This window comes from uncultured Marinococcus sp. (assembly GCF_947493875.1).
Taxonomy (GTDB): domain Bacteria; phylum Bacillota; class Bacilli; order Bacillales; family Marinococcaceae; genus Marinococcus.
This window is the reverse complement of record NZ_CANLSU010000010.1, coordinates 21,149-45,387: the sequence shown is the minus strand read 5'-3', so window position 1 is coordinate 45,387 and position 24,239 is coordinate 21,149. Positions and strand designations below refer to the sequence as shown.

Sequence of the window (24,239 nt, the reverse complement as noted above, 5' to 3'; positions counted from 1 at the left end):
ACCATCTACCGAAGATGAACCTTTATTTTCATTAAAATAAGCCCAACTTATACCAGTTGGGCAAAAACCTAACATTAGGAACTTGCAGGTATACCCGCTCCCTCTTATTATACTTGCTGCTTGTCCTGAATGTTTTCTAGTCGACCCGTATTATCATTTTTAAATTCTGATGCTTTCAAGAACTTGAGTTCCTCTCTCAGCTGATGGTTTTCCTCTATAACATCTGCCATTCTTAATGGCACAGCTTCTCCTTCTCCCTGCGAAGAACCCTGGAAGTGATTGCTATTGTGTTCTTCAGCACTCTTGTTTTTGTCCCCACCAATCATCCCCTTCATACAGAACAACATTATAACGGGACAGGCCAATAATAAAAGAAGTGTCCAGCTCATTCATTTCACCTCCATTTCATGTAAGTATAAACCTCATTTGTGTAAAAAGTTTGAAGAATCCCATGAGCTCGATTTTTAATTCACTTCACTATTGTATGGACAGACAATCGGGTCTCCTGAAGCTCTCCTTATCGAAAGTCTGCGTCCAAAGAAAATGTCTTATACAGATGATGGCCAAACTGATAAACGCAGCTTTATGGATGTCCATATGACCCCTTATTATTTAATTAAGGTCCTAACGCCCCAGAGTTTTATTCTTCCTTTCGCAAAAAAAGATATCCTTAAAAAGAGTAATCTTTCATTATTCGATACTGCGTTTTCGGATTAGCGTTCCTTATAATTTAGATCCCAGCGCCGTCTTTGCTTAAGTATCTTGCCTTGGCAAGCCCCGCCCGTCTTCGATATATAATTAGGCTTATCGCTGCTACAATCAAGAGCACCGACATCAACTGTGCCACTCGAATCGTATCAAACAACATGAGGCTGTCGGTGCGCATTCCTTCGATAAAAAATCGGCCGAAAGAATACCACGTCACATACGTTAAAAACAATTCCCCGCGGCGGAGATTGACCCGGCGCATTCCTAACAATAGGAAAAATCCAGCGATATTCCAAAGCGATTCGTACAAAAACGTAGGATTGTAATAAGCTCCCTCAATATACATCTGGTTAATAATAAATTCCGGGAGCTGCAGTCCCTCTAAAAACGAACGGCTCACTTCACCGCCGTGGGCTTCCTGATTGATAAAGTTGCCCCAGCGACCAATTGCCTGACCCAAAATAATACTCGGCGCGGCAATGTCCGCCAGTTTCCAAAAAGAGATACGCTTGATTTTAGCAAAGACGATGCCCGTCAGCACGGCTCCAATCAATCCGCCGTGGATCGCGAGGCCGCCTTCCCATACCGCCAGAATACTTCCTGGATTCCGGGCATAATACCCCCACTCAAAAATCACGTAATACAACCGGGCACCGATAATGGATATTGGTATGGCAAAAATGAGCAAATCCGCAAAAATGTCATCCGGGAGTCCTCGTTTTTTCGCTTCATAAGACGCTAATATATACCCAAGCAGAGCACCCAGGCCAATGAGAATGCCGTACCAGTATATAGGCACAGATCCGAGTTCAAAGGCGATACGGTCGATCGGCTGCATCGATGAATAAATCATATTTTCTGCCACTCCTGACTGCTAAATGTGTAATATTAAAACTCTTCGTTCGTCCCCTACCACGCCCTGAACATTGACTAACTTTTCCTCTCTTTTATTTCATCATTTTCACCCTTTATGAACACCTCATGTAACTTTCCGAAACCTTTGTTCTGCTAGGGAAATTCATTGAAATCCTGCATTTATATTATAAGGGGATCCTGTGTAGAAAGTATGAAGATAACGTATAAATGAGCCTCACGCGATTATTTGGAAAAAAGTTACTCCGACAAACGATTCTTAAAAAATCTTCACAGTTTCTTCATACCTAAGAGGTACAACTAGTAGTGTACCCACTTTAATGCGCAAGGAGGAAGGCAAACAATGAAAAAACCAATAACATGGGGAGTCGCTGTGACCACTTTTGGTCTGCTGCTGGCCCCGGTAACCATGGAAGCTTCTCAAAGCGATAACGCCAACGCTCCTAACTCCATGGCAGATCATCACGAAGAAAGGAGTTCCTCGGGCATGATGGCCGAAGGAACACAGGGACCAATGGTCAACATGCTCCAGCAAACGTTGCATGATCGTGGCATTTCCACCGACGTAGACGGCATCTTTGGCCCCGAAACCAGCCAAAGCGTACAAACGTTTCAAGAAGAGGCTGATATCGCCGTGGACGGCATCGTTGGTCCCCAAACGATGATGGCGTTGCAAGACACTATGAGCGAAAACATGGGTATTTTACGTACCGGGGACGCCAACATGCATGTTCGCCACACCCAACAGCTATTAACCAACCAGGGGATTGCAACGAACACCGACGGCATGTTTGGTCCGGAGACCCGGGAAAACGTCATGCTTTATCAGCAGAAACACGAGCTGCAAGTCGATGGCCTGGTTGGTCCGGAAACCATGGGGCACATGATGGACAGCATGAACCCGGAAGATCGCCAACAAATGATGGGCATGATGAACAACGATCAGCAACACCAAATGAAAGACTCCATGGGAGGACATAGCGATATGCATATGAATCATTCCAGCTCCGGAGAAGTGCCGGATGATCTGCAAAAAGCTGAAAATCCTACATTTGAGGTAGGAGATACAGCCACGATAGAAGCCAATCATATGGAAGGCATGGAAGGAGCGACCGCCACCATCGTCGGAGCTTATGATACGACCGCCTATGCCGTAACGTTCCAACCAACCGATGGCGGGGACCTTGTCGAAAATCACAAATGGATCATCCATGAAGAATTGAATAACACAGGAGAAAAGTCACTACAACCGGGGGATACCGCCGTGCTTGACGTTTCCCACATGAAAGGCATGGATGGCGCTACGGCTACCATCGATACAGCAAAGGCAACCACCGTTTACATGGTCGACTTCACCACCACGGACGGGGAAGAAGTCACCAATCACAAATGGTTGACCGAAAGCGAACTGCGCAGCAACTAACGTCCCTTCCGTGAAGAAAACCATCGTTATAAGCAAACCAAACGTCCCCTCTACCATAGGGGACGTTTGGTTTACCTACCCGTAGTAGCGCCCGTGTCCAATAACGCTTATGGAGATACTTCTATCACTAGGAAAAGAGGGAAGGAGATAGACATGCCAATCAACGAGGACGACCGTCGATTATTTTTGAAAAACACCCTGGGTTTGGATCATGGCTACCGTTTGGGAGGGAAATTACACCAACCGTCCTATTATTCGTGGTTAGAACAGCTTTTCCACTCCCTGATGCAGGACGATACGACACGCCGATTATTTCAACAGTTGGCCGACTGGGATAGATATACGTACCGCCATTCCTTTGATGTTTTTCTTCTGGGGTCCCTTTTGGCTCACCAATTAGCATGGTCGAATATACGCGAGGTAGCGTGTGGGTTGCTGCTTCATGATATCGGCAAAACCGCTATTCCCCGCTCGGTCTTAACGAAACAGGAAACCCCCACGCTGGCCGAGTGGAAATTACTCCAAACGCATGCCAGGCACGGGTATGACATCCTGACCACCCAGGGGTATTCGGACACCATTGCCTCTATGGTCTACAGTCATCATGAGCGTTCGGATGGCAGTGGTTATCCATATGGAATGTCGGCATCCTCCCTCAAAGATCCTATTCGACTCCTAGCTGTCGTCGATGTCTATTCCGCCCTGTCTCTGGATCGCCCTTACCTTTCAGCGGTGCCACCTCACCAGGCGGTGTCCATGATACGAGACGAAGTTGGGCCGTTAGATCCCCAGTATGTTCGCGCTTTCTGCGAGCTGTTGGGCATTTTCCCCGCAGGGGCTACCGTTCAATTAACGAATGACGCCTCGGCAATTATCCTAGACATGGAGGAAGCCCTTCCCACGCTGCCTCTCGTTCGGGACAATCAAACCAACGAGACCTTTTACCTTCCCATCGATCAAACCATCCAGATCCACCAGTGGATCGACCCCTTTTAACGTTTTCAGTATCTCATGGCGTCCCCCTCACCTTCTCATGACAATATAAAAAAGAAGAAGCAAGGCGCCCAAAGGAAGGAAAACCCAGAAGCACACCAACGCCAACTGATGAATAAACGTATGCACCGTCATAAAAGGGGCCGCCCAGATGGCAGACATCGTCAGGCAACCGAGGCCGATAACGATAAACGCGACGACAATTACCCATTCCATCCGCTTCATTCCATGTTCCTCCCTTCGATCCATCTTATCCAGACCTAGGCCCGTCCCGACGCTTCAAACTTATACCCTACGCCCCAGACGGTGTGAATGGGGTTTTGTTCTTGATAAAAGGGGCTCAATTTCAATCGAAGATTTTTCATGTGCGTATCCACCGTACGCACGTCCCCCATGTAATCCATGCCCCAAATCTGTTGAAGCAACAGTTCCCGGCTAAACACTCTTCCAGGCTTCACGATCAGCGTATGAAGTAGGTCAAATTCCTTCGGGGTGCAAAGGACTTTTTCTTCCGAAACATACACCGATCGCTCCTCTGGATTCACCCGCAGCTCTCCTCGTTGAATCTCCGAAGACGGTCCTGGGGATGAGGAAAGATTATAATAGGACCGGCGCAGAAGCGCATGGACCCGGGCCGTCAGTTCTTTGGCTTCAAATGGTTTCGCCAGGTAATCGTCCGCTCCCAACTGCAGCCCTTCTACCCGGTCTTCGAGGCCGACTCGGGCGGTCAGCATCAAGATCGGCACCGCACTGGAGGTTCGAACCGTTTCACAAACCGTCCAGCCATCCGTTTCCGGCATCATCAGATCCAGGATCAACAGATCATACGACTGCTTTTGCCAGAGAGCCAATGCTTCTGTTCCTCCGGATGCTTCGGTAACCCTGTAACCAGCGTGCTGCAAGTAGATACGCAGCATCTGCCTCATGGGAAATTCATCGTCGACCACCAGAATATGATACGCTTCGTTTTTCACCTTTGTCCCTTCCTTTCCTCAGCAGTAGTATCCTATGTATGTTCATGATACAAGAAGAAAGCCGCCGGACGTAGTCCAGCGGCTCCCCGGGCCCTCCTGTTACGTGGCCATTTGTTCGCATGCTTCCGCACAACGATAGCAGGCATCGGCGCAGTCTTTACAGTGCTGATGATGCTCGTGCTTGGCACATTCATCCCCGCAGGCGCGGCAAATTTTTGCGCACAGCGCACAAATCTCTTTTGCAAAGGGACTGTTGCTCTGCATGGCTTTCGCTGCGAAAGCACACATATCCGCACACTCGCGGTCGAGGCGAATACATTCAGCCATCATCTTCACGTCATCTTCGTTCAGGCAGTCATCAAAACAGCGATTGCATTGCTCCATGCAACGAAGGCATTCTTGCGCACATTCTTCGTATGTCATTGAAACCATCCTTTCTTGTTTCGTATTCCCTCCCCCGCCACCTGTTGTGATTGTCCCCTTTGATTGTGAAGAAAGTGTGAAGAACCATCAAAAACTTTCTTTCTATTAAACATCTTTTCCGAGCGAAGGGAAGATAAGCATGAAACACGTGCCTTCTCCCGGCGTACTAGAAACATGAATATCTCCGTCATGCGCGTGCATCAATTGCTGCACGATGGCTAACCCCAACCCCGTTCCTCCACCTTCCCGGGACCGAGACTTATCCACCCGGTAAAAGCGATCGAAAAGAAACGGCCGTTCCTCCTCGGGGATGCCGATGCCTGTATCTGTCACCGTGATCACCGGCTGGCGATTGGAATTGGAGAAAGCTTGAATCGAGATGCTTCCGGTTTCCGTATAACGCAGGGCATTCGTCATCAGGTTCGTGAGTACTTGTTCCAGTCGCAGTTCATCTCCATACACCATCAGCTCTTCCTCAATGTCTATGTTCAGCTCCAGCCCCTGCTGACGGACAGGCAAGGCAAATCCATCAACGATGCGTTGGATCAACGGAGCAACAGCTACCCGTTGTTTACTTACGTTCATATGCCCATCATCCATTTGCGCCAGGTCGAACAGTTCTTCCACTAGTCGATTTAATCGTTCAGCTTCACTTGACAGAATCGCCAAGTACGCCTCTTGATCTTCCGCATGATCGTACAGCTTCTCTTGCAGGATATGGGAATAGCCTTTCATGTACGTCACCGGTGTTCGCAATTCATGCGAAACATCTGCCAAAAACGCTCGCCGGGCGTCCCGGTATTGTTTCAAGTCTCGGGCCAGATCATTAATCGCTGCACCCAGGGATCCTACTTCATCTTGGGACGCCTGCTCGACCCGAACCTCTAGCTCGCCTTTGGCTAGTTGACGGGTCGCTTGTTCCATCCGCACCAAAGGTAGCGTCAAGCGCCGGGCCAGCACAATGATACAACCAAACGCCAGCAGAAAACTCCCGACGACCGCAAGCGTCATTAATCGCTGAATCTCCTGGATGTCCGTTTCAATCGCTGATTGGGACGATAACAGATACAAGCTTCCCGTGACTTCTTCATTCGCCTGCAGGGCCCTGCCGACAACCAGGTAGTTTTCTCCCGTAGCGTCATCGGTATATGTCCGTTCCACCGTGCCCCCTGCTCGGATCTCCTCCCGTGCTTCTGGAGACAGCTCACCGGCAAAGGCTGTCGTATTGTCTCCCACGTGCCGGTTGGATTGAAAATGCTCATCCAACACGTATACATCCTGATCGGTGGCGGTCAACGTTTCCAGTACACTAGTGGCAATCGTGCCGTTTTCGTCGTACATGGACGCATAATGAGAAACCCTTTGCCTCATGTCCTCCACTTCTCGCTCAAAGAAAAGACCGGAAATCACTTCATGAATAACCAAAGCGAGGGGCACTAACACCACGACCAATAACGAAAACAAAATAGCGGCTAGTTTCACGGCAATATGTTTCCAAAACGTTCGCAGCCTCCTTCGCACCTTTTCACCCCTTCTCCTTCGCGAACGTTGATAGGTCCTCATCCGCCCCGATTTTGGGAGAAAAGCTTATCTCCTCTATTAATAGACTATCTTGCGAAAGAAGGGCCACACAAGCGAGAGCCCTCTTCCATGAGGAACGAGGGCTCTCTTCGGCCATTTATTTGTCTTTCTGAAGTACACGCCGTTTTTGTTCAAATTCTTCTTCCGTTAATTCCCCTTGGGCAAACCGCTCCCGCAACGTGTTCAACGAGGTATCCGACGAAGCCTGGGTCTTGTTATTTTTTTTAGAATTAATCGCGACGTGGATAAGCGTGTAAATAGCAACAACCACCAACGCGATCAACAGCAGCATCCAAAGCCACATCCCCATCGACATCATGGACATATCTCCATTCATCATAGACATGTTTTCATTCATCCTTGATATATCTTCGTTCCCCATAGTTATCCTCCTTGTTTCATTACATCTCTCCATCAAGGCAGACACATAGATATAAAGCCATACACGTTACCCCAAGCATGACCACTCGGCTACATATGTCTTTATTCCATACAGGAAATGATCGCATACCAATTTGAAGAAAACGTGAAGATGAGCCATGTTTCTTCTATCCTCGTGAAATTTTTACAGGGAACAAAGGAAAACCTACCAGCTCCTACTACCCACAGACCGGTTCAGCCCCTCTTCATAGGTTTTTACATCAACACTCCCCCTTTTAATCCTGTTTATCATCCCCATACCCCGTACCAGTATTTATTGAAACAAAGGAAGATTTATTCAGACTTAATCACGGTCATTTACGCTGATACAAGCATCGCTAACGTGCTAATGGTACCGTTAATAACTAAGATATAAACCCCCAAGCCGAAGTAAATAGATGCCATGATCCATCGACCAAACCTTTCCGTTATTTCTCCTACTCCTGGAATATCGGTCAATTTTTGAGCCGTTAAGACCAGCACGAAGATGAGTACCACAAAAGTGGTTAAAGTCGTCAGGAGTTCAGCCACCGTAATCGAGACAAAGTACGGCACAAAGAGACCGATATTATCCGCTCCACAGCTGGCTATGGTAATCAGAGCAACGGTGGTCGTCAGTTTTCCTAGCCCCCGCTGGCTCAATTGTTCTTCGACCGCTTCTTCATCATCATCGCCTACCAAAGCTATTTTAATACCCAGGTACATGGGGATAAGCCCCAAAAATCCTAGCATCCAGTCTTCCGGAACAAAATTCAACACATAAGCTAAAATCAGACTAATGGCAATGAGCGTCAACGAGCCGACATATTGCCCAAGATATATTTGTCGATATTGCTTTTTTGTTTTCGCTTTTCCGAAAAAGATCATCAATATCACAAGAAGATCGATGGCTGTCGCTGCATACAAAATTGTTGCTGTAACGATGGTCGAAAACATAGAATTCTTTCCTCTTTTCGTTTTAAATAGTTTTCTCCACTACCTATCCATGAACTGCATGCTCACCTTCAATTATTCTTCATCATGAGCATCACAAGCCTTAAGTAATATCCTATATTTAATCTACAAAGTAAAAATGTTATCTCTTCAGCTTACGATTGACATAATAAATCAACTCCTCTTGACCCCGGACTATGGTACACGGTTTATACTATCCCTAGAGGTGATTTCTTTGGAAATGAAAATTAGCGAGTTAGCCGACATTTGTAATGTGAACAAAGAAACGATCCGTTACTACGAACGCCAATCATTAATAGTTCAACCCTACCGAAACCATTCAGGCTATCGGATATATGGAACAGCCACAGTAAAGCGTATTAATTTTATTAAAAAAATGCAATATCTTGGTTTTTCACTAAGTGAAATACACAAACTATTAGGCGTAGTAGACAAAGATTCTGATCGTTGCAAAGATATGTATCAATTCGTTTCAGAAAAACAGCAAGACGTAGACAAGAAAATTAATGACTTACAACACATCCAAAAAGTTTTAAATGAATTAAAAGACTGTTGTCCGAACGAAAGAGACTTGTACGCCTGCCCGATGATAGAACACGTGATTGAAGATGTGGAAAAGGAAGAAGGGCCTGTATGAGAAAAAATAAATGGTTGATAGGAAGTTTGACCGGATTTTTCCTCACCCTTCTTTGCTGCGCCACACCTTTATTAGTCATCTTATTAGGAATACTTGGGCTAGGAGTATGGGTAGGTTACTTGGATTACGTTTTAATTCCCCTGTTAATAGTATTTTTGATCCTTGCATTCGTCTTGAATAAAAAAAGAAAAAACACATTATCCAATAAAGATTGCTGCTCTTAAAAATGAAGGGAGAATAAATATGAAAACAATTCGAATGGAAATCAAAGGGATGACATGTGTAAGCTGTGAAAATCATGTACGAGACACCCTTCATCAAAATGGCGCTGAAAATATTCATGTGAACTATCAAAAAGGGGAAACGGAATTCCAATTACCACATGGGTACAAAGAAGAAAATATAAAGAAAGAACTACAAAAAACCCCATACCAACCGGGGACGGTGATTCCTATTTCATCTGATAGTGAAAAAAAAGCTTCGGAGGGGTGGTACGATTATGATTTTTTAATAATTGGGTCCGGAGGAGCAGCTTATTCTGCAGCCATTCAAGCCTCTGAAAATGGGTTACGAGTAGCCATGGTAGAAAAAGGAGATATTGGTGGCACCTGTGTCAATATCGGATGTGTTCCTTCTAAAACCCTTCTGCAAGCTGGACACCTTCAATTCCAAACCGAACAACAGCCATTCCAGGGTTTGATGACTTCGGCTCAACAACCAAATATGGATGAGCTACAAACACAAAAAAAGCAATTGGTTAACCAATTGCGCCAAGAAAAGTACGAAGACCTGATTGAAGAGTACGGGTTCGATCTCATCAAAGGAGAGGCTTACTTCCGTGATTCACACACCATATCCGTAGAAGGGAAAGATCTAACGGCTGAATTCTTTTTAATTGCTACAGGAGCTTCTCCCTTCATTCCCGATATTCCTGGATTAAAAGAAACGTCCTTTTTAACAAGTACGTCTGCTTTAGAGTTGCGTGAAGTTCCTGACCATCTACTTATTATAGGATCTGGATACATTGCGCTGGAATTAGGACAAATGTATCGCCATTTAGGTGCTGAAGTGACGATGATGCAACGCAGTTCAAGCTTTTTGAAAGGCTATGATCCAGAAATTTCTGAAGCCATGGAAAATGTATTACAAGAAGAAGGCATCACTTTATTGAAAGATGTCCGTTATCACAAAGTTGAAGAAACAAACGGTCAAAAGTTTGTTCATATTGAAATGAAAGGAAAATCAACAATCGTTCAAAGTGATCATCTTCTAATTGCTGCAGGGAGAAAGCCCAATACGGAGCGACTTCAAGGAGAGAACATTGGTTTAAAATTTGGGAAAGATGGCGAAGTCTTAATCAATAACTTTCTTGAAACCAATATTTCTCATATCTACGCAGCCGGCGATGTAACACTTAGTCCCCAATTCGTTTATGTGGCAGCTCACCAAGGGGGCATCGTTGGACAAAACGTAGCCAAACAACCAGCAAAAACGCAAAATCTAGAATATGTCCCTGCAGTGACATTTACGACTCCCTCCATTGCTTCTATTGGACGAACAGAACACCAGGCCAAACAAGCGGGCTATGAGGTAAAAACGTCCGTGTTTCCATTAGGATCAGTTCCAAGAGCGTTAGTAAACCACCAAACTCATGGTGTTTTCAAGCTGATCATGGACGCGAAAACCAACCAAATTATTGGTGCTCATGTGGCTTCTGAAAATGCAGGAGATGTCATTTATGCCGCTACGTTAGCTGTGAAATTTAAATTAACCGCTCATGACCTCCAAGAGACTATGGCTCCTTATCTTACGATGGCGGAAGGACTAAAATTAACCAGCCTTACTTTCGATAAAGATGTCTCGAAACTGTCTTGTTGTGCTGGTTAAAAATCTATACCCTATAACTTCCGATCAACTATAGTTGATCATGGGTAAAATACTGAATTTGGCAGTTCAAAAAGTAAGCACGTGTAACATGAAAAGATATTAGGAGGGAAATAAAAATGATCAACAAATACGATCTTATTGTGATTGGTTCAGGTTCTGGAGGATCACTCACCGCAGCTAAGTGTAATCAAGCAGGATGGCATGTAGCCATGGTAGACGACCGCCCTTATGGAGGTACTTGTGCTTTACGAGGGTGTGATCCTAAAAAGGTATTGCACGGGGCCGTCGAACTATATGATTGGCACGAACGGATGAAAGGACTTGGAATTCATGGAGATACGACCATTCATTGGCCGGAGCTTATGCAGTTTAAAAGAACTTTTACAGCTTCTGTGCCCGATAAAAAAGAGCAGGCATTAAACCAAAAAGGAATAGATACGTATCATGGAAAAGCTTCATTTATTTATGAAAATCAATTAACGGTAGGAGAAGAAGTCCTTGAGGGGAAGTATATATTGATTGCCACTGGTGCTACGCCTAGCCCTTTATCGATTCGAGGTGAAGAATATTTAACCTATAGTGATGAATTTTTAGAACTGGACAACCTTCCTGAAAGCATCGTTTTTGTAGGCGGAGGGTATATATCCTTTGAATTTGCTCATATTGCAGCACGAGCAGGAGCAGACGTTCACATCATTCATCGTGGTAAAAGACCTTTAGAAAATTTTGATCCTGATTTAGTTGATTCTCTACTACAAAAATCAAGAGAATTGGGTATCCAAATTCATTTAGATCACTCTGTGGAAAGTATCGAAAGACGTCAGAATAAATTTTACGTACAAGCTCAAAGCAATGGAGAGAGTATATCTTTTCAATCCGAGTTAGTTGTGCATGGAGCAGGCCGAGTACCTGCCTTGGATTTAAATCTAGATAGAGGGAAAATTGACAAAGACAAAGATGGAATTGTCGTAAACGACTATCTCCAAAGTGTAACCAATTCGCATGTTTATGCCTCCGGTGATGCTTCCTCAACCAGTGGTTTACCTCTTACCCCCGTAGCAAGCATGGAATCCCATATAGTCGCTTCTAATATATTGAAAGGAAACATGAAAAAAGTAGACTATCCACCAATGCCATCTGTGGTTTTCACAGTGCCGAAGCTATCTTCCGTAGGAATGACGGAGAAGGAAGCAAAAAAATCAGAAAAAAATATTGAAGTGAAGCACCAAGAAGTGGAGGGATGGTTCACTTATAAACGCACGAATGAATCTCATACAAGTTTTAAAGTTCTTATCGATAAAGATGACGATCGAATTGTTGGGGCTCATTTGATGAGCGAAGAGGCTGATGAACTTATTAACCATTTTGCAACAGCTATCCGTTTTGGCATCTCTACAAAAGAATTAAAACAAATGACTTTTGCTTATCCCACGGCGGCTTCTGATATTGCTCACATGCTATGAATGTAGTACGACCTTAAAAAAATAAATAATAACTTTTAAATGTTCTTGCTAATACTATAACCCAGGGCTAAAGATGATGACACCACAGATAGGCCTGATCGGTTTCCGGTAAGACCGCCGGTTTTCGACCACAACGCTGTTTATAGGAAGATGCGATAGTAAATCAAGGGAAGAATTAGGTCGATGTTAGCATCCAAAAAATGGCGATCGTCCTGAACTTGGCCCCGTCATCTAAATGAATGGCTCTTCTCCTAGGACCGCTATAGAAACCGTCTTTAAGATCTAATGGGGGATTCGGGAGGCCACGAAGAGAAAAAACACAGCATATAAAGCCATGAGAAGATTTGGCCCAAGGAGCACGTATGCTTATTATTCTAAAACAAGAAAAAGTTCCATTAATGGATTAGGTGGCTGAAAAATTCCATGGAGAGATAGCCATCTGCTTTCATCTATATAAGCATTCCTATCATTGGTTGGTTTACCGAACTAAATAGTACTTTTTGTTTTTAATGATTTTTGATAGATCGAGGGCGCCATGCCGGTATAGGCTTTAAACTTCACCGAAAATTGCGTGCTGTCATTGTATCCCACGTCCAGGGCCACGTCGATCATCGAAAGATGCTGGTTGTGCAGCAATCGTTTCGCTTCTTCCAGGCGCAACGTATGAAGATACGCCAGGGGCGTCATGCCACGGATAGCTTTAAAGCTGCGATGAATATAGGACGGATGTTTCTTCAAGGCCTCGCCTAACTGAGCCAAGCGATACGGATCGTGATAGTGCGTCTGAAGATAGGCCGCTGCGGCTTTGGCCACTTCTTCCTGATAGCCCTCCCAGTCTTCGGCTTCCGGTTTACACCGGGTACAGGGCCGAAATCCTTCGTGGACGGCGGCTTCGACACTCCGGTAGATAAATACATGTTTCGGATTGGGCGTCCGGGAGGTGCAGGAAGGCCGACAGACGGTCTTCGTCGTCGACAGCGCATAATAGAAAATCCCGTCATAGGTTTTGTTGTTGGTTCGAATGGCTTCCCATTGCTGTTCATTCATGGCGTTTTTTCGCTCCTTTGAAATTCCAGGTCAATATGGCTAATGCGCCTCTCGAAATCGCAGGGTACACTGGCTTTAACGGTAGGTTGTGCACATCGTACCCTTTAGAAAGATAAGGGGGCTCATTTGATGAATATGATCGAAAAATCACAAACGTTTTTTATTCTAGCTGCTGTGGGTCTTGGGTTGTTTCTAGGGCAATTCACTTGGATCGAACAGCACGCCGAGGCATGGATTATGCCCTTTTTATTCCTCATGCTCTACGGGCTTTTTTTGACGATTCCGCTTCAGGGATTAAAACAAGCCTTTCACAAACGAACCTTTGTCAGCACCAGTGTGCTGATGAACTTCGTATGGACGCCTCTGTTGGCCTGGGGGCTTGGAGCTTTGTTTCTCTCTGATCATCCGGCCCTGTGGCTGGGGTTCATCCTGTTATTAGTCACCCCTTGTACCGATTGGTATTTGGTCTTTACGTCTATAGCCAAAGGGAACGTCTCCCTCTCCACATCTATTTTACCGGTGAATTTGCTTTTACAGGTAACATTATTGCCGGTGTACTTATGGATTTTTTCCGGAACGATGGGAACGTTTGAAGGCGCCATTATCCTGGAAGTAATCCTATTTTTAGCTGTGCCGTTTGTATTGGCTACGCTGACCCGCTACCTGTTCCGACAAAAGCAAAAAATCTTGGAACAAAAGGTCGTGCCTTTTTTTGCTTCGTCACAAATAGTGTTTCTATGTTTAGCGATTACGGCCATGTTTGCCTCGGAGGCATCGTATTTGCTTACCAATCTCCAGGTGATTCTTCTGATGCTGCTTCCCCTTGGGCTCTTTTATCTCATCAATTTCTTCCTGGCTCAAGGCCTGGGGAAAGTCTTTGCTTTTCCTGTGAAAGACATCATCAGTTTGAACATGACCACCATTGCCAGGAATTCCCCCATAGCCTTAGCGATCGTGCTGACCGCTTTTCCGGATCAGCCGCTTATTGCGCTGGCGCTGATTATCGGCCCTTTATTGGAATTGCCGGTCTTAGCCCTCCTTGCTCAGGTATTATTAAAGATAAACAACAGCCCCAAGCAATCTTAATTTTTCTTAGGGTGTTTTTCCTGCTGGTTATTCTTAGAGCAACACTCACCAATCACTCAACCTCACCGAGTTTATTAGCGGATACTGTTGGAAACTTTTATTTTTATATGATTACAGTACTTTTTGATAGGCTATACATTAAAGTCTAACGTTGCTATGTTTTGATGTTAAAGATCAATTAGGGAAGGCCCTAGAAACGTCTTTTACAATTGTCAAGAGAATGCCACTCATGTTTATTGTCTTTGATCGATGCCAGTGTTACGGTAAAAAAATACATACACAATGCAAGAAAGTAAAGGGGCGAAATGTTGGGACGTGAACAATACTAATACAGCAGTCAAACAGTCGAGCAGCATCAAAGCTATTATTTCTTTAATCTTGGGCGTTGATGCGTTTATTTTTCTTATAATTCTTTTTCCTTTCAGTCTTATTTTCGGCATAATTGGTTTATGGACTGCCACCAAAGCCTTAAAGGATATTAAAGTTTATCATTATCGTGGCAAAAAAACAGCTTTAGCTGGGCTATTTTTCAGCATAATTGGAATAACTATAGGGACCGTGGTTACGTTAAATGTGTTTATATTATAAGTAAAGACCGGCGCTTCTAGGTTGCTCTGACCTAAAAGCGCCGGTCTTTTTTCTAATTACTACGGTTTGATATTTTTCTATTCATAATGTTCCACTTCCTGTTGAAAGTGCTCTGATAGTAGTGTCAATCATTTAAAGAATTTATCAAAAAGTTGTGTTTTTTTCCTTACTATAATATTATTGCTTTAAGGCAACATTTTATCGTTAAAGAAAATAAAGTCTAACAACATTTTTCTAGACCAATTTAGATAATAAAGCGGACATTTGTATTTTATTCGGCCGAAGGAGTTTTCTAACGTGATGAATTGGTTTATGGAACTATCACCCATGTGGCAAGCATTTATTGGAACCCTATTTACTTGGTTCATGACAGCTGCTGGTGCCAGTCTCGTATGGTTTACCAATAAAGCGTCTACACGCTTTATGGATAGCATGCTAGCTTTTGCTGCCGGCGTAATGATTGCCGCTAGTTTTTGGTCCCTATTGGCTCCAAGTATCGAAATGGCGGAAGAGCAAGGGATGGTGCCTTTCCTGCCTCCTGTCATAGGATTTTTGCTAGGAGGAGTATTTCTATTACTATTAGATTACCTCATTCCTATGCTTAACCCGGACCGTTATTTTCCCGAAATTAAGGATCCTCGCTCCAAACACCGAACATTCATGCTTGTTTCTTCGATCACCTTGCATAATATTCCAGAGGGGCTAGCCATTGGTGTAGCTTTTGGCGCTTTAGCCAACAACTTTTCTGAAGCAGGTCTAGCAGGAGCTATTGCCTTAGCTATTGGCATTGGTATTCAGAACTTCCCAGAAGGAACAGCTGTATCTTTACCCCTTCAACGAGAAGGAATGAGCAGAAGAAAAAGCTTTTTTTACGGACAGTTTTCTGGATTTGTCGAACCCGTAGCCGCCTTGCTTGGAGCTTGGGCAGTAGTCGTAATTGAACCTTTAGTTCCGTATGCTTTGAGTTTCGCCGCCGGGGCAATGATCTTTGTCGTTGCGAAAGAAGCTATTCCCGGCTCGCAAGAACGCGGGCATATAAGACTCACGACTTGTGCCTTGATGATAGGGTTCAGCATTATGATGGTGTTAGATGTTTCTCTGGGATAACTAAAACCAAATGATCCTTCCAACATGGGAGCAACAAAACTATCAACTAATATCTTTTGTATATAAAAGAGCAAAAAGGGCTGTCCTATTTTTAGGAGAGCCCTTTTTGCTACGATATGAGACTGCTTAAAGTAATTGCTATCATTTTAAAAGTATATTACTTTAGGATCTAATTTCCTCATTGTCTAAATATCTGGTTTTAGAAAGCCCAATCCTTTTTCGGTACAAAATCAAACTTACGGCTACTATGATCAACAGCACCGAAATTAACTGCGCCACCCGGATGGTATCAAACAGCATCAGGCTATCGGTCCTCAGCCCTTCAATGAAAAAGCGCCCGAAGGAATACCAGATCACATACGTCAAAAACAGTTCCCCGCGCCGGAGATTGACCCGGCGCAATCCTAACAGTAACAAAAACCCAGCCATATTCCAAAGCGACTCATACAAGAACGTTGGATGATAATAGGCGTCTCCAATATACATCTGGTTGATAATGAACTCCGGCAGGTGCAGGCCTCCTAAAAATGAGCGACTCACTTCACCGCCATAGGCTTCCTGATTGATAAAGTTGCCCCAGCGACCGATTGCCTGGCCCAAAATCAGGCTCGGTGCAGCAATGTCCGCCAGCTTCCAGAAAGAAACGCGCTTGATTTTCGAAAAAATGATGCCTGTAAGCACAGCGCCAATCAATCCACTGTAGATCGCAAGGCCGCCCTCCCACACGGCAAAAATACTGCCCCAATCCCCGGCATAGTATTCCCACTCAAAGATGACGTAATACAATCGGGCGCAAATAATCGAAATTGGTATAGCGAAAATGAGCAGGTCTGCGAAAATATCGTCCGGAAGCCCCCGCTTTTTCGCTTCGTAGGAAGCCAGTATGTACCCAAGCAAAGCACCGACGCCAATAAGTATGCCGTACCAGTAAATAGGGATCGATCCAATCTCAAAGGCGACCCGGTCGATCGGCTGTATTGATGCATAAATCATGTCTTCCGCCACTCCCGCCTGCTAAATATGCACTAACTCCGATGTTTTTTATGAGTTATCGCATCGAACATTTATTTTTTTAAGTTTAGCTCGTTATCTAGGATATCAGAAATGCTAACAATAGTTCCTTTCGTTTTGAGTGCTTTATTTAACTTAGCAGCATAGGTCGCTATCGGTACTATTTCTTTATGCTTGAAAAAATGTTCGTCGATTTCAAGAGGACTTATATTTTCTTTGACTAAACGTTGTTGATGTTCCATTAATACCTGCTGAATATATAATGGCATTTTCAATCTCTCGACTTGTTGTTTAAAGGTTAATGACACAGTGTTTCCATCTACAAATTCTTCAAGAAAGTTATCTTGTGGCCGATTACATTTTACCGGAAGAAGTTGCAGCACCCATGCATCCTCTGATTTTTTTTGCACTGATGCCAACTGAAAGGCTACGAGCTCTTTCAAAATCTCAGGAGCACTTGTATGTGGTAATAGTTCCTGTAAATAGGATCGATTGATACTGAAAGGACGGCTCTCGACAGGAAAATAACCATGCCTGATTTGCTTCCAATCCGATATTTCTTGCAAAACAGCATACGCATATTTACTGCTAGCTGAAAGTTGTTGATAATGTTCATCGAATACAAAAGCCAATGGCAAAGTTAAATTTTTATTTTGATAAGTCATGTGGGCCTCCTTTTTCATTAAAGTATTATGCATACAACACTGCTTATTAAAACATATATTCTAATATTTACATATGTTATTATTTAAATATTTTTGACCATTTTTTGTCCGTTATTAAACTATTGTATGACGTTTCGTTAATGGCACTTACATACAGTCGTATAAACCTTTAAGATGAACCAACATTAGCTCAGGCATCATCAAATAGATTCCCACTGAATCTTTTTACATTGGGAGAGGGGCGCAATTATGAAATTAGGCCAAGATAAGATATTAGCTATTATTGTTTTTGTTGTAGCCTTTATTTTAATGCTTTCATTAATAGGGCGTTTATTTTAAATATAAGGAGGGATAATAATGTTTGATTTAGACCCGGCCACAGCTAGCCGAATTTTAACTGCCACGACTTTAGGCTTTCATATTATTTTCGCTACTATCGGCGTTGGTATTCCGCTTTTAATAGCTTTAGCTGAATGGACTGGCTTACGAAAGAATGATCCGCATTATACCCTTTTAGCTAGAAGATGGGCTCGTGGATTTGTCATAACTGTAGCGGTTGGAGTTGTGACAGGAACTTCAATTGGGCTGCAATTAAGCTTGTTATGGCCAAATTTTATGGAACTAGCTGGCCAAACGATTTCTCTACCACTGTTTATGGAAACCTTCGCTTTCTTTTTCGAAGCAATTTTTCTAGGCATCTACTTATATACGTGGGATCGATTTCGCTCTGGCTGGAAGCATTTTATATTAATTATCCCTGTAGTGATAGGAGCTTCGTTTTCTGCTTTCTTTATCACGACCGTAAATGCCTTCATGAATCAACCTCAAGGATTTGAATTAGTCAATGGTGTTATCACAAATATCAATCCCTTAGTCGCCATGTTTAACCCAGCTACCCCAACCAAAACAGCTCATGTGATTGTTACTTGTTATCTGGCTTCTGCTTTTGTTTTGGGGGCTATCGCAGCCTTTAAAATTATGCGCGGCAATAAAAATGTTTATCACAAAAAAGCATTGAAATTAACCATGGTATCAGCCTTTGTCTTCGCTTCAGCTACAGCACTTATCGGAGACCTTTCGGGCAAATACTTAGCTGAATACCAGCCAGAAAAATTAGCAGCGGCCGAATGGCATTTTGAAACTGAAAGCGAAGCTCCTCTTATTGTAGGCGGCTGGTTATCAGAAAACCAACAGGTTTCTGGTGCCTTAGAAATCCCGTACGCGTTAAGTATTTTAGCACACAGTGATCCTACTGCCGAAGTTACCGGTCTAGACGCCTTTCAACCTGAAAACACACCTCCGCTATACATTCATTATTTATTTGATGGCATGGTCGCTTTAGGCATTTATATGCTAGTAGTTTCTTTATTGTATTTGCTCATTAGTAAATGGAAACCTGCCTGGCAATACAGTAAATGGCTGATGCGAGCCATTATTCTTGGAGGACCATTGGGGATCTTAGCTATTGAATTTGGATGGATATTTGCAGAGATCGGCCGTCAGCCTTGGATTTTATACCGTATTATGCGAACCCAAGAAGGCGCGACCACAGCTGAGAACGTGGATCTCATGCTATATTTATTTATTTTATTGTACGCAGTATTGGGAATTACGGTAACCGTCGTATTACGAAAGATGTTTAAAGATAACCCTGCTGCCCACGAGTTCGAGCGTCGATATGAGAAACGAGGGGATGAATCATGAGCCTCGAAGTATTAGGGTTATCGGTCTTATGGTTTTTTCTATATGGTTACATGATTGTAAGTTCCATTGATTTTGGTGCTGGCTTTTTCCATTTTTTTAATAAAATTTCCCGTAAGGATCACCAAGTTAATTCATTGATTCAACGGTATCTTTCTCCGGTGTGGGAAGTCACCAACGTGTTTTTCGTCTTTTTCTTTGTAGGGATTGTAGGCTTTTTTCCGTCTACAGCTTACTATTTCGGCACTGCTTTATTAGTACCGGTCAGCTTTTCGATCATCTTAATCGCTATCCGTGGCTCTTATTACGCATTCAATACGTATGGCGCCAAAGATAGTCGAATATATTCGTTTTTGTATGGAGTAACGGGATTGCTGATTCCTGCATCATTAACGATCGCTCTCACCATTTCGGAAGGCGGCTATGTAGCCGTGGATGAGGAGAATGTTCAGCTATTATATAATGAATTATTCTCCAGTTTTTATGCGTGGAGTGTGGTCATCTTAGCTATTGTGAGTGTTCTATTTATTTCAGCTTCGTTTCTACAGTTTTATGCATATAAAGCGGGAGATAACGACTCCTATCGGCTTTTTCGGCGATATACGTTCATATGGGCTCTGCCTACACTTCTTGCTAGTTTACTGGTTTTCATCGGCCTTAGTAAGCAAAATCCAGATCATTTTACCGATATTCTCAATATTTGGTGGATGTTTGGTCTTTCGTTGTTCTTTTTCTGCCTAGCTGTTTATTTCACTTACCGGCAACAGCGACTTGGAATGACCTTTGTGCTAGTGATGCTTCAATTCTTCACCGCTTGGTTCGGTTATGGAGCTTCCCATCTTCCATGGTTATTATATGGAGAACTTACGATTTATGATGGCTTTGTCAATGAAACGATGGCTTGGTTCCTGATAGCCGCCTTTATCGCAGGATTATTTTTACTCATTCCATCCTTGTATTTATTGATGCGCCTATTTTTGTTCGATGCTTCTTATGTTCGCGGAGAAAGGAAATGATGAGACATGGAATTTTTTCTAATCATGATTGCGCCGCATCTCATTTTAGCCACTGCTGTATTAACAGTGTTTGCTTGGTTCGGTCAGAAATCTTCAAATCTATAAATAAGGAGCACCGCCCTTGATTGTTGGGCGGTGCTCTTTATTTATATAAAATTGTACATTTATTGACGTTTGTTTATATTACGTCAGTTTTGAATTTTTGCTTGTTACTTTAAGAAGTGCTATCACGCTTCTTATTCAATGACACACTATAAAGGACGGTGAAAATCATATGAAAAAATTACTTGTCAAAACGATTCCTCTCTTTTCGCTCGTTGTCTTACTTGCAGGTTGCCAAGGGGTGCTAGATCCTCGAGGACCGGTAGCCAAAACCCAATATGATCTTATTATTTATTCTATCGTGTTGATGAGTTTAGTACTTATTCCTGTTTTTATCGTGTTTGGCATTGTTGTTTTCAAATATCGTGAAAATAAGTCTGATCCAAATTACGAGCCTCCTGATATGGAAGGAAATAAAAAACTAGAAATTCTCTGGACTGTCATTCCTATTGTGATTGTGGCTTTTTTAGCAGTACCAACCGTTCAAGCAACGTATTCCTTAGAAAAATCCCCAAGTCCAGACAAAGACCCGTTAATTGTTCAAGTCACTTCAGCGCAATGGAAGTGGATTTTTCGGTATCCAGAGCAAGGAATTCAAACTGTTAACTATCTTAATATTCCCAAAGATCGACCGATTAAATTTGAATTGACGTCCGCAGCCGCCATGAACTCTTTTTGGATTCCTCAACTCGGGGGCCAAAAATATACCATGCCAGGGATGAATGAAACTCTATACTTAGAAGCGGATGAAACTGGTACTTTTCAAGGAAAAGCCGCAAATTTCTCTGGTGAAAACTATAGTGATATGACATTCGAGGTGAATTCTCAAAAGAAACAGGAGTTTGCTGCTTGGACGCAACAAATACAAGAAACAAAACCCCCCATCACAAATCAAGGGATGGATCAACTGTTAAACCCGGGGACCGTCGAACCTATGGCTTTTTCTTCCTATCCTAGAAAATATGACTATCTGCGAAACATGAGAGGAGGTCCCAAAAACAATGCTGACCAACATTAAGGATTTCTTGTTCAATGATTTTTTTGTTACAGGAGAACCGTTTATATACGCGGCCGATATCATGATTGTGCTCACAAGCTTATTTATTATAGGCATCTTAACCTACTTCAAAAAATGGAAATGGTTATGGAACGAATGGATCACTTCTGTCGATCATAAGAAAATTGGCATTATGTACATGATAGCTTCACTAATGATGCTTTTTCGAGCAGGGATAGATGCGCTGATGATGCGTACACAACTTATGCTTCCCTCAATGAATTTTTTAGATTCTCAACAGTATAATGAAATTTTTACAACCCATGGAGTAGTCATGCTACTATTCATGGCCATGCCCTTCCTATTTGGACTAATTAACGTGGCTATGCCTTTACAAATTGGCGCTCGAGATGTGGCTTTTCCGTACCTTAACTCATTAAGTTTTTGGTTATTTTTCTTTGGTGCGATGCTTTTTAACTTATCATTTGTTATTGGTGGCTCGCCAGACGCTGGTTGGGTGAACTACCCAACATTAGCGGGGGATAAATTAAGTCCTGGGCCAGGCATCAATTATTACCTCCTCAGCCTCCAAATCTCTGGTCTAGGAACACTAATGAGCGGGGTAAATTTTATCGCTACTATTGTCAAAATGCGTGCACCAGGAATGACATTAATGCGGATGCCCATCTTTACTTGGTCAACATTAATCACTTCCATTATTATCGTGTTTGCTTTTCCAGTGCTCACAATAGCTTTAGCTCTTCTTACTATTGATCGTATTTTTGGCTCCCATTTTTTCACCGTTGCGGGAGAAGGCCTTCCTATGATGTACGTAAATATGTTTTGGTTATGGGGACATCCTGAGGTATATATCTTAATTCTCCCGGCATTTGGTATTTTTTCAGAAATTATCAGTACCTTTGCTAAAAAGAAACTGTTTGGATATCGAGCAATGGTTTATTCCATGATTGTTATTTCGGTATTAAGTTTTGTGGTTTGGGTGCATCACTTTTTCACCATGGGAAATGCGCCAGCCGTCAATTCCGTGTTTTCTATATCTACGATGGCCATTGCTGTCCCCACTGGCGTAAAAATATTCAATTGGCTGTTAACATTGTACAAAGGGAAAATAAAAATGAGTACAGCCAATTTATGGGCTCTCGGTTTTATTCCTATATTTGTTATTGGCGGGGCTACAGGAGTGATGTTAGCTAGTGCGCCAGCAGATTATCAATATCATAATAGCTATTTTCTCGTCTCCCATTTTCACTATGTTTTAATCTCTGGGACAGTGTTCTCTATTTTTGCCGGCCTTCATTATTGGTGGCCGAAAATGTTTGGCCATACCCTAAACGAAACATTAGGGAAATGGGGGTTCTGGTTGTTTGCTATCGGATTTAACTTAACCTTCTTCCCAATGTATATTGTAGGACTTTTAGGGATGACGCGTCGCGTCAACGATTATAGTGCTGATGCTGGTTGGACATCATTAAATTTTATTGAAACGATAGGTGCTTACTTGATGGGCATTGCGTTTCTAGTCATTGTTTACAACATTTATTACAGTGCCCGGTACGGACAAAAAGATACCACCGGAGACCCTTGGGACGGACGAACGTTAGAATGGTCTATTCCATCGCCAGCGCCGGAATATAATTTTGCTCATACCCCTCAAATCACGGGAATTGATTCTTATTGGACTGAAAAACATCAACCGAAAACTATCGAAAAGAAAAAAGACTACAAGGCCATTCATATGCCGAACAATTCTGGTCAACCTTTTTTCATGTCTTTATTTTTCTTTATCGCTGGTTTCGGCTTAGTATTTGAGTGGATTTCAATAGCTATTATCGGTGCTGTAGGCATAGCCGCGGTAATGTTTATTCGTTCATTTGATAAAGATAAAGGCTATCATATTCCAGCATGGAAAATAAAAGAAACAGAAGAAGGGAGGCCAACTAAAAATTATGACAGAACCACATAATAATGCTCTCTCAGAACTGCCACCAGAATATGAAGACGAAGACGGTCAAGTGAAGATATTTGGGTTTTGGATCTTTTTAGCTGCAGAACTTGTGCTGTTTTCATGTTTATTTGCAACCTATTTAGTATATTTAGATCGGACAGCCGGAGGACCTACAGGGTCCGAGATTTTTGAATATCCCGGCGTGATTATTCAAACCTTTTTATTGTTAACTAGTAGTTTCACCTCTAGTATTGGTATTTTCGAACTCCGCCGTCGTAATAAAAACCGTTTACTAATCTGGATGGCCATCACGCTACTACTAGGTCTCGCTTTTTTAGGAATGGAAATCAATGAATTCATCACTTATGTAGAAGAAGGTGTAAGCATTTCGACAAGTGCTTATTGGTCTTCGTTCTATATCCTAGTCGGTACACATGGAGCCCACGTCACTTTCGGCATTTTTTGGATGTCAACGGTCCTCGTTCACCTTCTTCGAGAGGGCATCAATGCGACAACTTCAAGAAAGATATTTATTGCGAGCCTTTATTGGCACTTTTTAGATGCTGTGTGGATTTTCATTCTCACAGCTGTCTATCTGATTGGAGGAGGGCTTTAAC

Annotated in this window: 24 protein-coding genes and 2 pseudogenes; 15 read left to right on the top strand and 11 right to left on the bottom strand. The window is 43.0% G+C overall.

Going from position 1 to position 24,239, the window contains the following annotated elements:
- Positions 1 to 107: 107 nt before the first annotated feature.
- Together Q0757_RS15260 and lgt (Q0757_RS15255) are read right to left on the bottom strand one after the other, a co-directional pair.
- Positions 108 to 389 (bottom strand): DUF2933 domain-containing protein, encoded by a 282-nt coding sequence (locus tag Q0757_RS15260; RefSeq protein ID WP_298788865.1) that lies wholly within the window; start codon positions 387 to 389, stop codon positions 108 to 110.
- A 341-nt stretch (positions 390 to 730) separates the two neighbouring features.
- Positions 731 to 1,558, bottom strand: coding sequence for a prolipoprotein diacylglyceryl transferase (lgt, locus tag Q0757_RS15255; RefSeq protein WP_298788891.1), 828 nt, complete (start codon positions 1,556 to 1,558; stop codon positions 731 to 733).
- Between the two features lie 366 nt (positions 1,559 to 1,924).
- Here lgt (Q0757_RS15255) and Q0757_RS15250 point away from each other — a divergent pair.
- The 3 genes and pseudogenes from Q0757_RS15250 to Q0757_RS15240 all read left to right on the top strand — a co-directional run.
- Positions 1,925 to 2,455, top strand: a pseudogene (locus Q0757_RS15250) (peptidoglycan-binding protein); the annotation flags it as partial.
- Positions 2,456 to 2,572: 117 nt separating this feature from the next.
- A pseudogene (locus tag Q0757_RS15245) lies at positions 2,573 to 3,004 on the top strand (YdhK family protein); the annotation flags it as partial.
- 153 nt (positions 3,005 to 3,157) lie between these two features.
- On the top strand, positions 3,158 to 4,000 hold the full coding sequence (locus tag Q0757_RS15240) for an HD-GYP domain-containing protein (protein ID WP_298788864.1): 843 nt from the start codon (positions 3,158 to 3,160) through the stop codon (positions 3,998 to 4,000).
- Positions 4,001 to 4,027: 27 nt separating this feature from the next.
- Here the strand turns inward: Q0757_RS15240 and Q0757_RS15235 are convergent, their stop codons facing one another.
- The 6 genes from Q0757_RS15235 to Q0757_RS15210 form a co-directional block, all read right to left on the bottom strand.
- Positions 4,028 to 4,222, bottom strand: coding sequence for a hypothetical protein (locus Q0757_RS15235; protein ID WP_298788861.1), 195 nt, complete (start codon positions 4,220 to 4,222; stop codon positions 4,028 to 4,030).
- A 35-nt stretch (positions 4,223 to 4,257) separates the two neighbouring features.
- Entirely contained in the window at positions 4,258 to 4,971 is a 714-nt protein-coding gene (locus tag Q0757_RS15230; protein ID WP_298788859.1) for a response regulator transcription factor, read from the bottom strand.
- 99 nt (positions 4,972 to 5,070) lie between these two features.
- Positions 5,071 to 5,403 (bottom strand): four-helix bundle copper-binding protein, encoded by a 333-nt coding sequence (locus Q0757_RS15225; protein WP_298788857.1) that lies wholly within the window; start codon positions 5,401 to 5,403, stop codon positions 5,071 to 5,073.
- A gap of 96 nt (positions 5,404 to 5,499) precedes the next feature.
- Positions 5,500 to 6,876 carry a cell wall metabolism sensor histidine kinase WalK gene (locus tag Q0757_RS15220; protein ID WP_298788855.1) on the bottom strand — a complete coding sequence of 459 codons (1,377 nt, stop codon included), beginning with the start codon at positions 6,874 to 6,876 and terminating at the stop codon, positions 5,500 to 5,502.
- 196 nt (positions 6,877 to 7,072) lie between these two features.
- A complete protein-coding gene (locus Q0757_RS15215; RefSeq protein WP_298788853.1) occupies positions 7,073 to 7,357 on the bottom strand; it encodes an SHOCT domain-containing protein in 285 nt (94 codons plus the stop codon).
- Positions 7,358 to 7,713: 356 nt separating this feature from the next.
- Entirely contained in the window at positions 7,714 to 8,331 is a 618-nt protein-coding gene (locus Q0757_RS15210; RefSeq protein WP_298788851.1) for a CadD family cadmium resistance transporter, read from the bottom strand.
- Positions 8,332 to 8,563: 232 nt separating this feature from the next.
- On the opposite strand from Q0757_RS15210, the gene merR reads away from it, so the two are divergent.
- The 4 genes from merR (at position 8,564) to Q0757_RS15190 (ending at position 12,336) form a co-directional block, all read left to right on the top strand.
- Positions 8,564 to 8,986, top strand: coding sequence for an Hg(II)-responsive transcriptional regulator (gene merR / locus Q0757_RS15205; RefSeq protein ID WP_298788849.1), 423 nt, complete (start codon positions 8,564 to 8,566; stop codon positions 8,984 to 8,986).
- Positions 8,983 to 9,210: a mercury resistance system transport protein MerF gene (gene merF, locus Q0757_RS15200; RefSeq protein ID WP_298788847.1), complete on the top strand. Its 228-nt coding sequence runs from the start codon at positions 8,983 to 8,985 to the stop codon at positions 9,208 to 9,210. The genes merR and merF overlap by 4 nt, the downstream gene beginning before the upstream one ends.
- 13 nt (positions 9,211 to 9,223) lie before the next feature.
- A complete protein-coding gene (gene merA, locus Q0757_RS15195) occupies positions 9,224 to 10,873 on the top strand; it encodes a mercury(II) reductase (protein WP_298788889.1) in 1,650 nt (549 codons plus the stop codon).
- A 116-nt stretch (positions 10,874 to 10,989) separates the two neighbouring features.
- Positions 10,990 to 12,336, top strand: coding sequence for an NAD(P)/FAD-dependent oxidoreductase (locus tag Q0757_RS15190; RefSeq protein ID WP_298788844.1), 1,347 nt, complete (start codon positions 10,990 to 10,992; stop codon positions 12,334 to 12,336).
- Positions 12,337 to 12,822: 486 nt separating this feature from the next.
- On the opposite strand, the gene Q0757_RS15185 is transcribed toward Q0757_RS15190, so the two are convergent.
- Positions 12,823 to 13,383 (bottom strand): bifunctional transcriptional activator/DNA repair enzyme AdaA, encoded by a 561-nt coding sequence (locus Q0757_RS15185; RefSeq protein ID WP_298788842.1) that lies wholly within the window; start codon positions 13,381 to 13,383, stop codon positions 12,823 to 12,825.
- A 129-nt stretch (positions 13,384 to 13,512) separates the two neighbouring features.
- On the opposite strand from Q0757_RS15185, the gene Q0757_RS15180 reads away from it, so the two are divergent.
- From Q0757_RS15180 to Q0757_RS15170, 3 genes are all read left to right on the top strand, one after another.
- Positions 13,513 to 14,469 carry an arsenic resistance protein gene (locus tag Q0757_RS15180; RefSeq protein ID WP_298788840.1) on the top strand — a complete coding sequence of 319 codons (957 nt, stop codon included), beginning with the start codon at positions 13,513 to 13,515 and terminating at the stop codon, positions 14,467 to 14,469.
- Positions 14,470 to 14,784: 315 nt separating this feature from the next.
- Entirely contained in the window at positions 14,785 to 15,057 is a 273-nt protein-coding gene (locus tag Q0757_RS15175) for a DUF4190 domain-containing protein (protein ID WP_298788838.1), read from the top strand.
- Between the two features lie 297 nt (positions 15,058 to 15,354).
- On the top strand, positions 15,355 to 16,164 hold the full coding sequence (locus tag Q0757_RS15170) for a ZIP family metal transporter (RefSeq protein WP_298788836.1): 810 nt from the start codon (positions 15,355 to 15,357) through the stop codon (positions 16,162 to 16,164).
- Positions 16,165 to 16,326: 162 nt separating this feature from the next.
- On the opposite strand, the gene lgt (Q0757_RS15165) is transcribed toward Q0757_RS15170, so the two are convergent.
- Together lgt (Q0757_RS15165) and Q0757_RS15160 are read right to left on the bottom strand one after the other, a co-directional pair.
- Positions 16,327 to 17,154 carry a prolipoprotein diacylglyceryl transferase gene (gene lgt / locus Q0757_RS15165; protein WP_298788887.1) on the bottom strand — a complete coding sequence of 276 codons (828 nt, stop codon included), beginning with the start codon at positions 17,152 to 17,154 and terminating at the stop codon, positions 16,327 to 16,329.
- A gap of 74 nt (positions 17,155 to 17,228) precedes the next feature.
- Complete coding sequence (locus tag Q0757_RS15160) at positions 17,229 to 17,840, bottom strand: hypothetical protein (protein ID WP_298788834.1); 612 nt, start codon at positions 17,838 to 17,840, stop codon at positions 17,229 to 17,231.
- A gap of 357 nt (positions 17,841 to 18,197) precedes the next feature.
- Between Q0757_RS15160 and Q0757_RS15155 the strand changes: the two genes are divergently transcribed.
- From Q0757_RS15155 to qoxC, 5 genes are all read left to right on the top strand, one after another.
- A complete protein-coding gene (locus Q0757_RS15155) occupies positions 18,198 to 19,544 on the top strand; it encodes a cytochrome ubiquinol oxidase subunit I (protein WP_298788832.1) in 1,347 nt (448 codons plus the stop codon).
- The gene (locus tag Q0757_RS15150) at positions 19,541 to 20,557 is read left to right on the top strand and encodes a cytochrome d ubiquinol oxidase subunit II (protein ID WP_298788830.1); all 1,017 of its coding nucleotides are present in this window, start codon (positions 19,541 to 19,543) and stop codon (positions 20,555 to 20,557) included. Before Q0757_RS15155 ends, Q0757_RS15150 begins: the two co-directional genes overlap by 4 nt.
- A gap of 274 nt (positions 20,558 to 20,831) precedes the next feature.
- The gene (gene qoxA / locus Q0757_RS15145; RefSeq protein WP_298788828.1) at positions 20,832 to 21,677 is read left to right on the top strand and encodes a cytochrome aa3 quinol oxidase subunit II; all 846 of its coding nucleotides are present in this window, start codon (positions 20,832 to 20,834) and stop codon (positions 21,675 to 21,677) included.
- Positions 21,661 to 23,640, top strand: coding sequence for a cytochrome aa3 quinol oxidase subunit I (qoxB, locus tag Q0757_RS15140; protein WP_298788825.1), 1,980 nt, complete (start codon positions 21,661 to 21,663; stop codon positions 23,638 to 23,640). Before qoxA ends, qoxB begins: the two co-directional genes overlap by 17 nt.
- The gene (gene qoxC, locus Q0757_RS15135) at positions 23,624 to 24,238 is read left to right on the top strand and encodes a cytochrome aa3 quinol oxidase subunit III (RefSeq protein WP_298788823.1); all 615 of its coding nucleotides are present in this window, start codon (positions 23,624 to 23,626) and stop codon (positions 24,236 to 24,238) included. The genes qoxB and qoxC overlap by 17 nt, the downstream gene beginning before the upstream one ends.
- Position 24,239: the final 1 nt, after the last annotated feature.

Bases quoted from the DNA above. Each gene is read 5' to 3' on its own strand.
- Q0757_RS15260 (WP_298788865.1), bottom strand. From the start codon at position 389: ATGAGCTGGACACTTCTTTTATTATTGGCCTGTCCCGTTATAATGTTG.
- Q0757_RS15240 (WP_298788864.1), top strand. From the start codon at position 3,158: ATGCCAATCAACGAGGACGACCGTCGATTATTTTTGAAAAACACCCTG.
- Q0757_RS15235 (WP_298788861.1), bottom strand. From the start codon at position 4,222: ATGAAGCGGATGGAATGGGTAATTGTCGTCGCGTTTATCGTTATCGGC.
- Q0757_RS15225 (WP_298788857.1), bottom strand. From the start codon at position 5,403: ATGGTTTCAATGACATACGAAGAATGTGCGCAAGAATGCCTTCGTTGC.
- Q0757_RS15215 (WP_298788853.1), bottom strand. From the start codon at position 7,357: ATGGGGAACGAAGATATATCAAGGATGAATGAAAACATGTCTATGATG.
- Q0757_RS15210 (WP_298788851.1), bottom strand. From the start codon at position 8,331: ATGTTTTCGACCATCGTTACAGCAACAATTTTGTATGCAGCGACAGCC.
- merF (WP_298788847.1), top strand. From the start codon at position 8,983: ATGAGAAAAAATAAATGGTTGATAGGAAGTTTGACCGGATTTTTCCTC.
- Q0757_RS15190 (WP_298788844.1), top strand. From the start codon at position 10,990: ATGATCAACAAATACGATCTTATTGTGATTGGTTCAGGTTCTGGAGGA.
- Q0757_RS15185 (WP_298788842.1), bottom strand. From the start codon at position 13,383: ATGAATGAACAGCAATGGGAAGCCATTCGAACCAACAACAAAACCTAT.
- Q0757_RS15180 (WP_298788840.1), top strand. From the start codon at position 13,513: ATGAATATGATCGAAAAATCACAAACGTTTTTTATTCTAGCTGCTGTG.
- Q0757_RS15160 (WP_298788834.1), bottom strand. From the start codon at position 17,840: ATGACTTATCAAAATAAAAATTTAACTTTGCCATTGGCTTTTGTATTC.
- Q0757_RS15155 (WP_298788832.1), top strand. From the start codon at position 18,198: ATGTTTGATTTAGACCCGGCCACAGCTAGCCGAATTTTAACTGCCACG.
- Q0757_RS15150 (WP_298788830.1), top strand. From the start codon at position 19,541: ATGAGCCTCGAAGTATTAGGGTTATCGGTCTTATGGTTTTTTCTATAT.
- qoxA (WP_298788828.1), top strand. From the start codon at position 20,832: ATGAAAAAATTACTTGTCAAAACGATTCCTCTCTTTTCGCTCGTTGTC.
- qoxB (WP_298788825.1), top strand. From the start codon at position 21,661: ATGCTGACCAACATTAAGGATTTCTTGTTCAATGATTTTTTTGTTACA.
- qoxC (WP_298788823.1), top strand. From the start codon at position 23,624: ATGACAGAACCACATAATAATGCTCTCTCAGAACTGCCACCAGAATAT.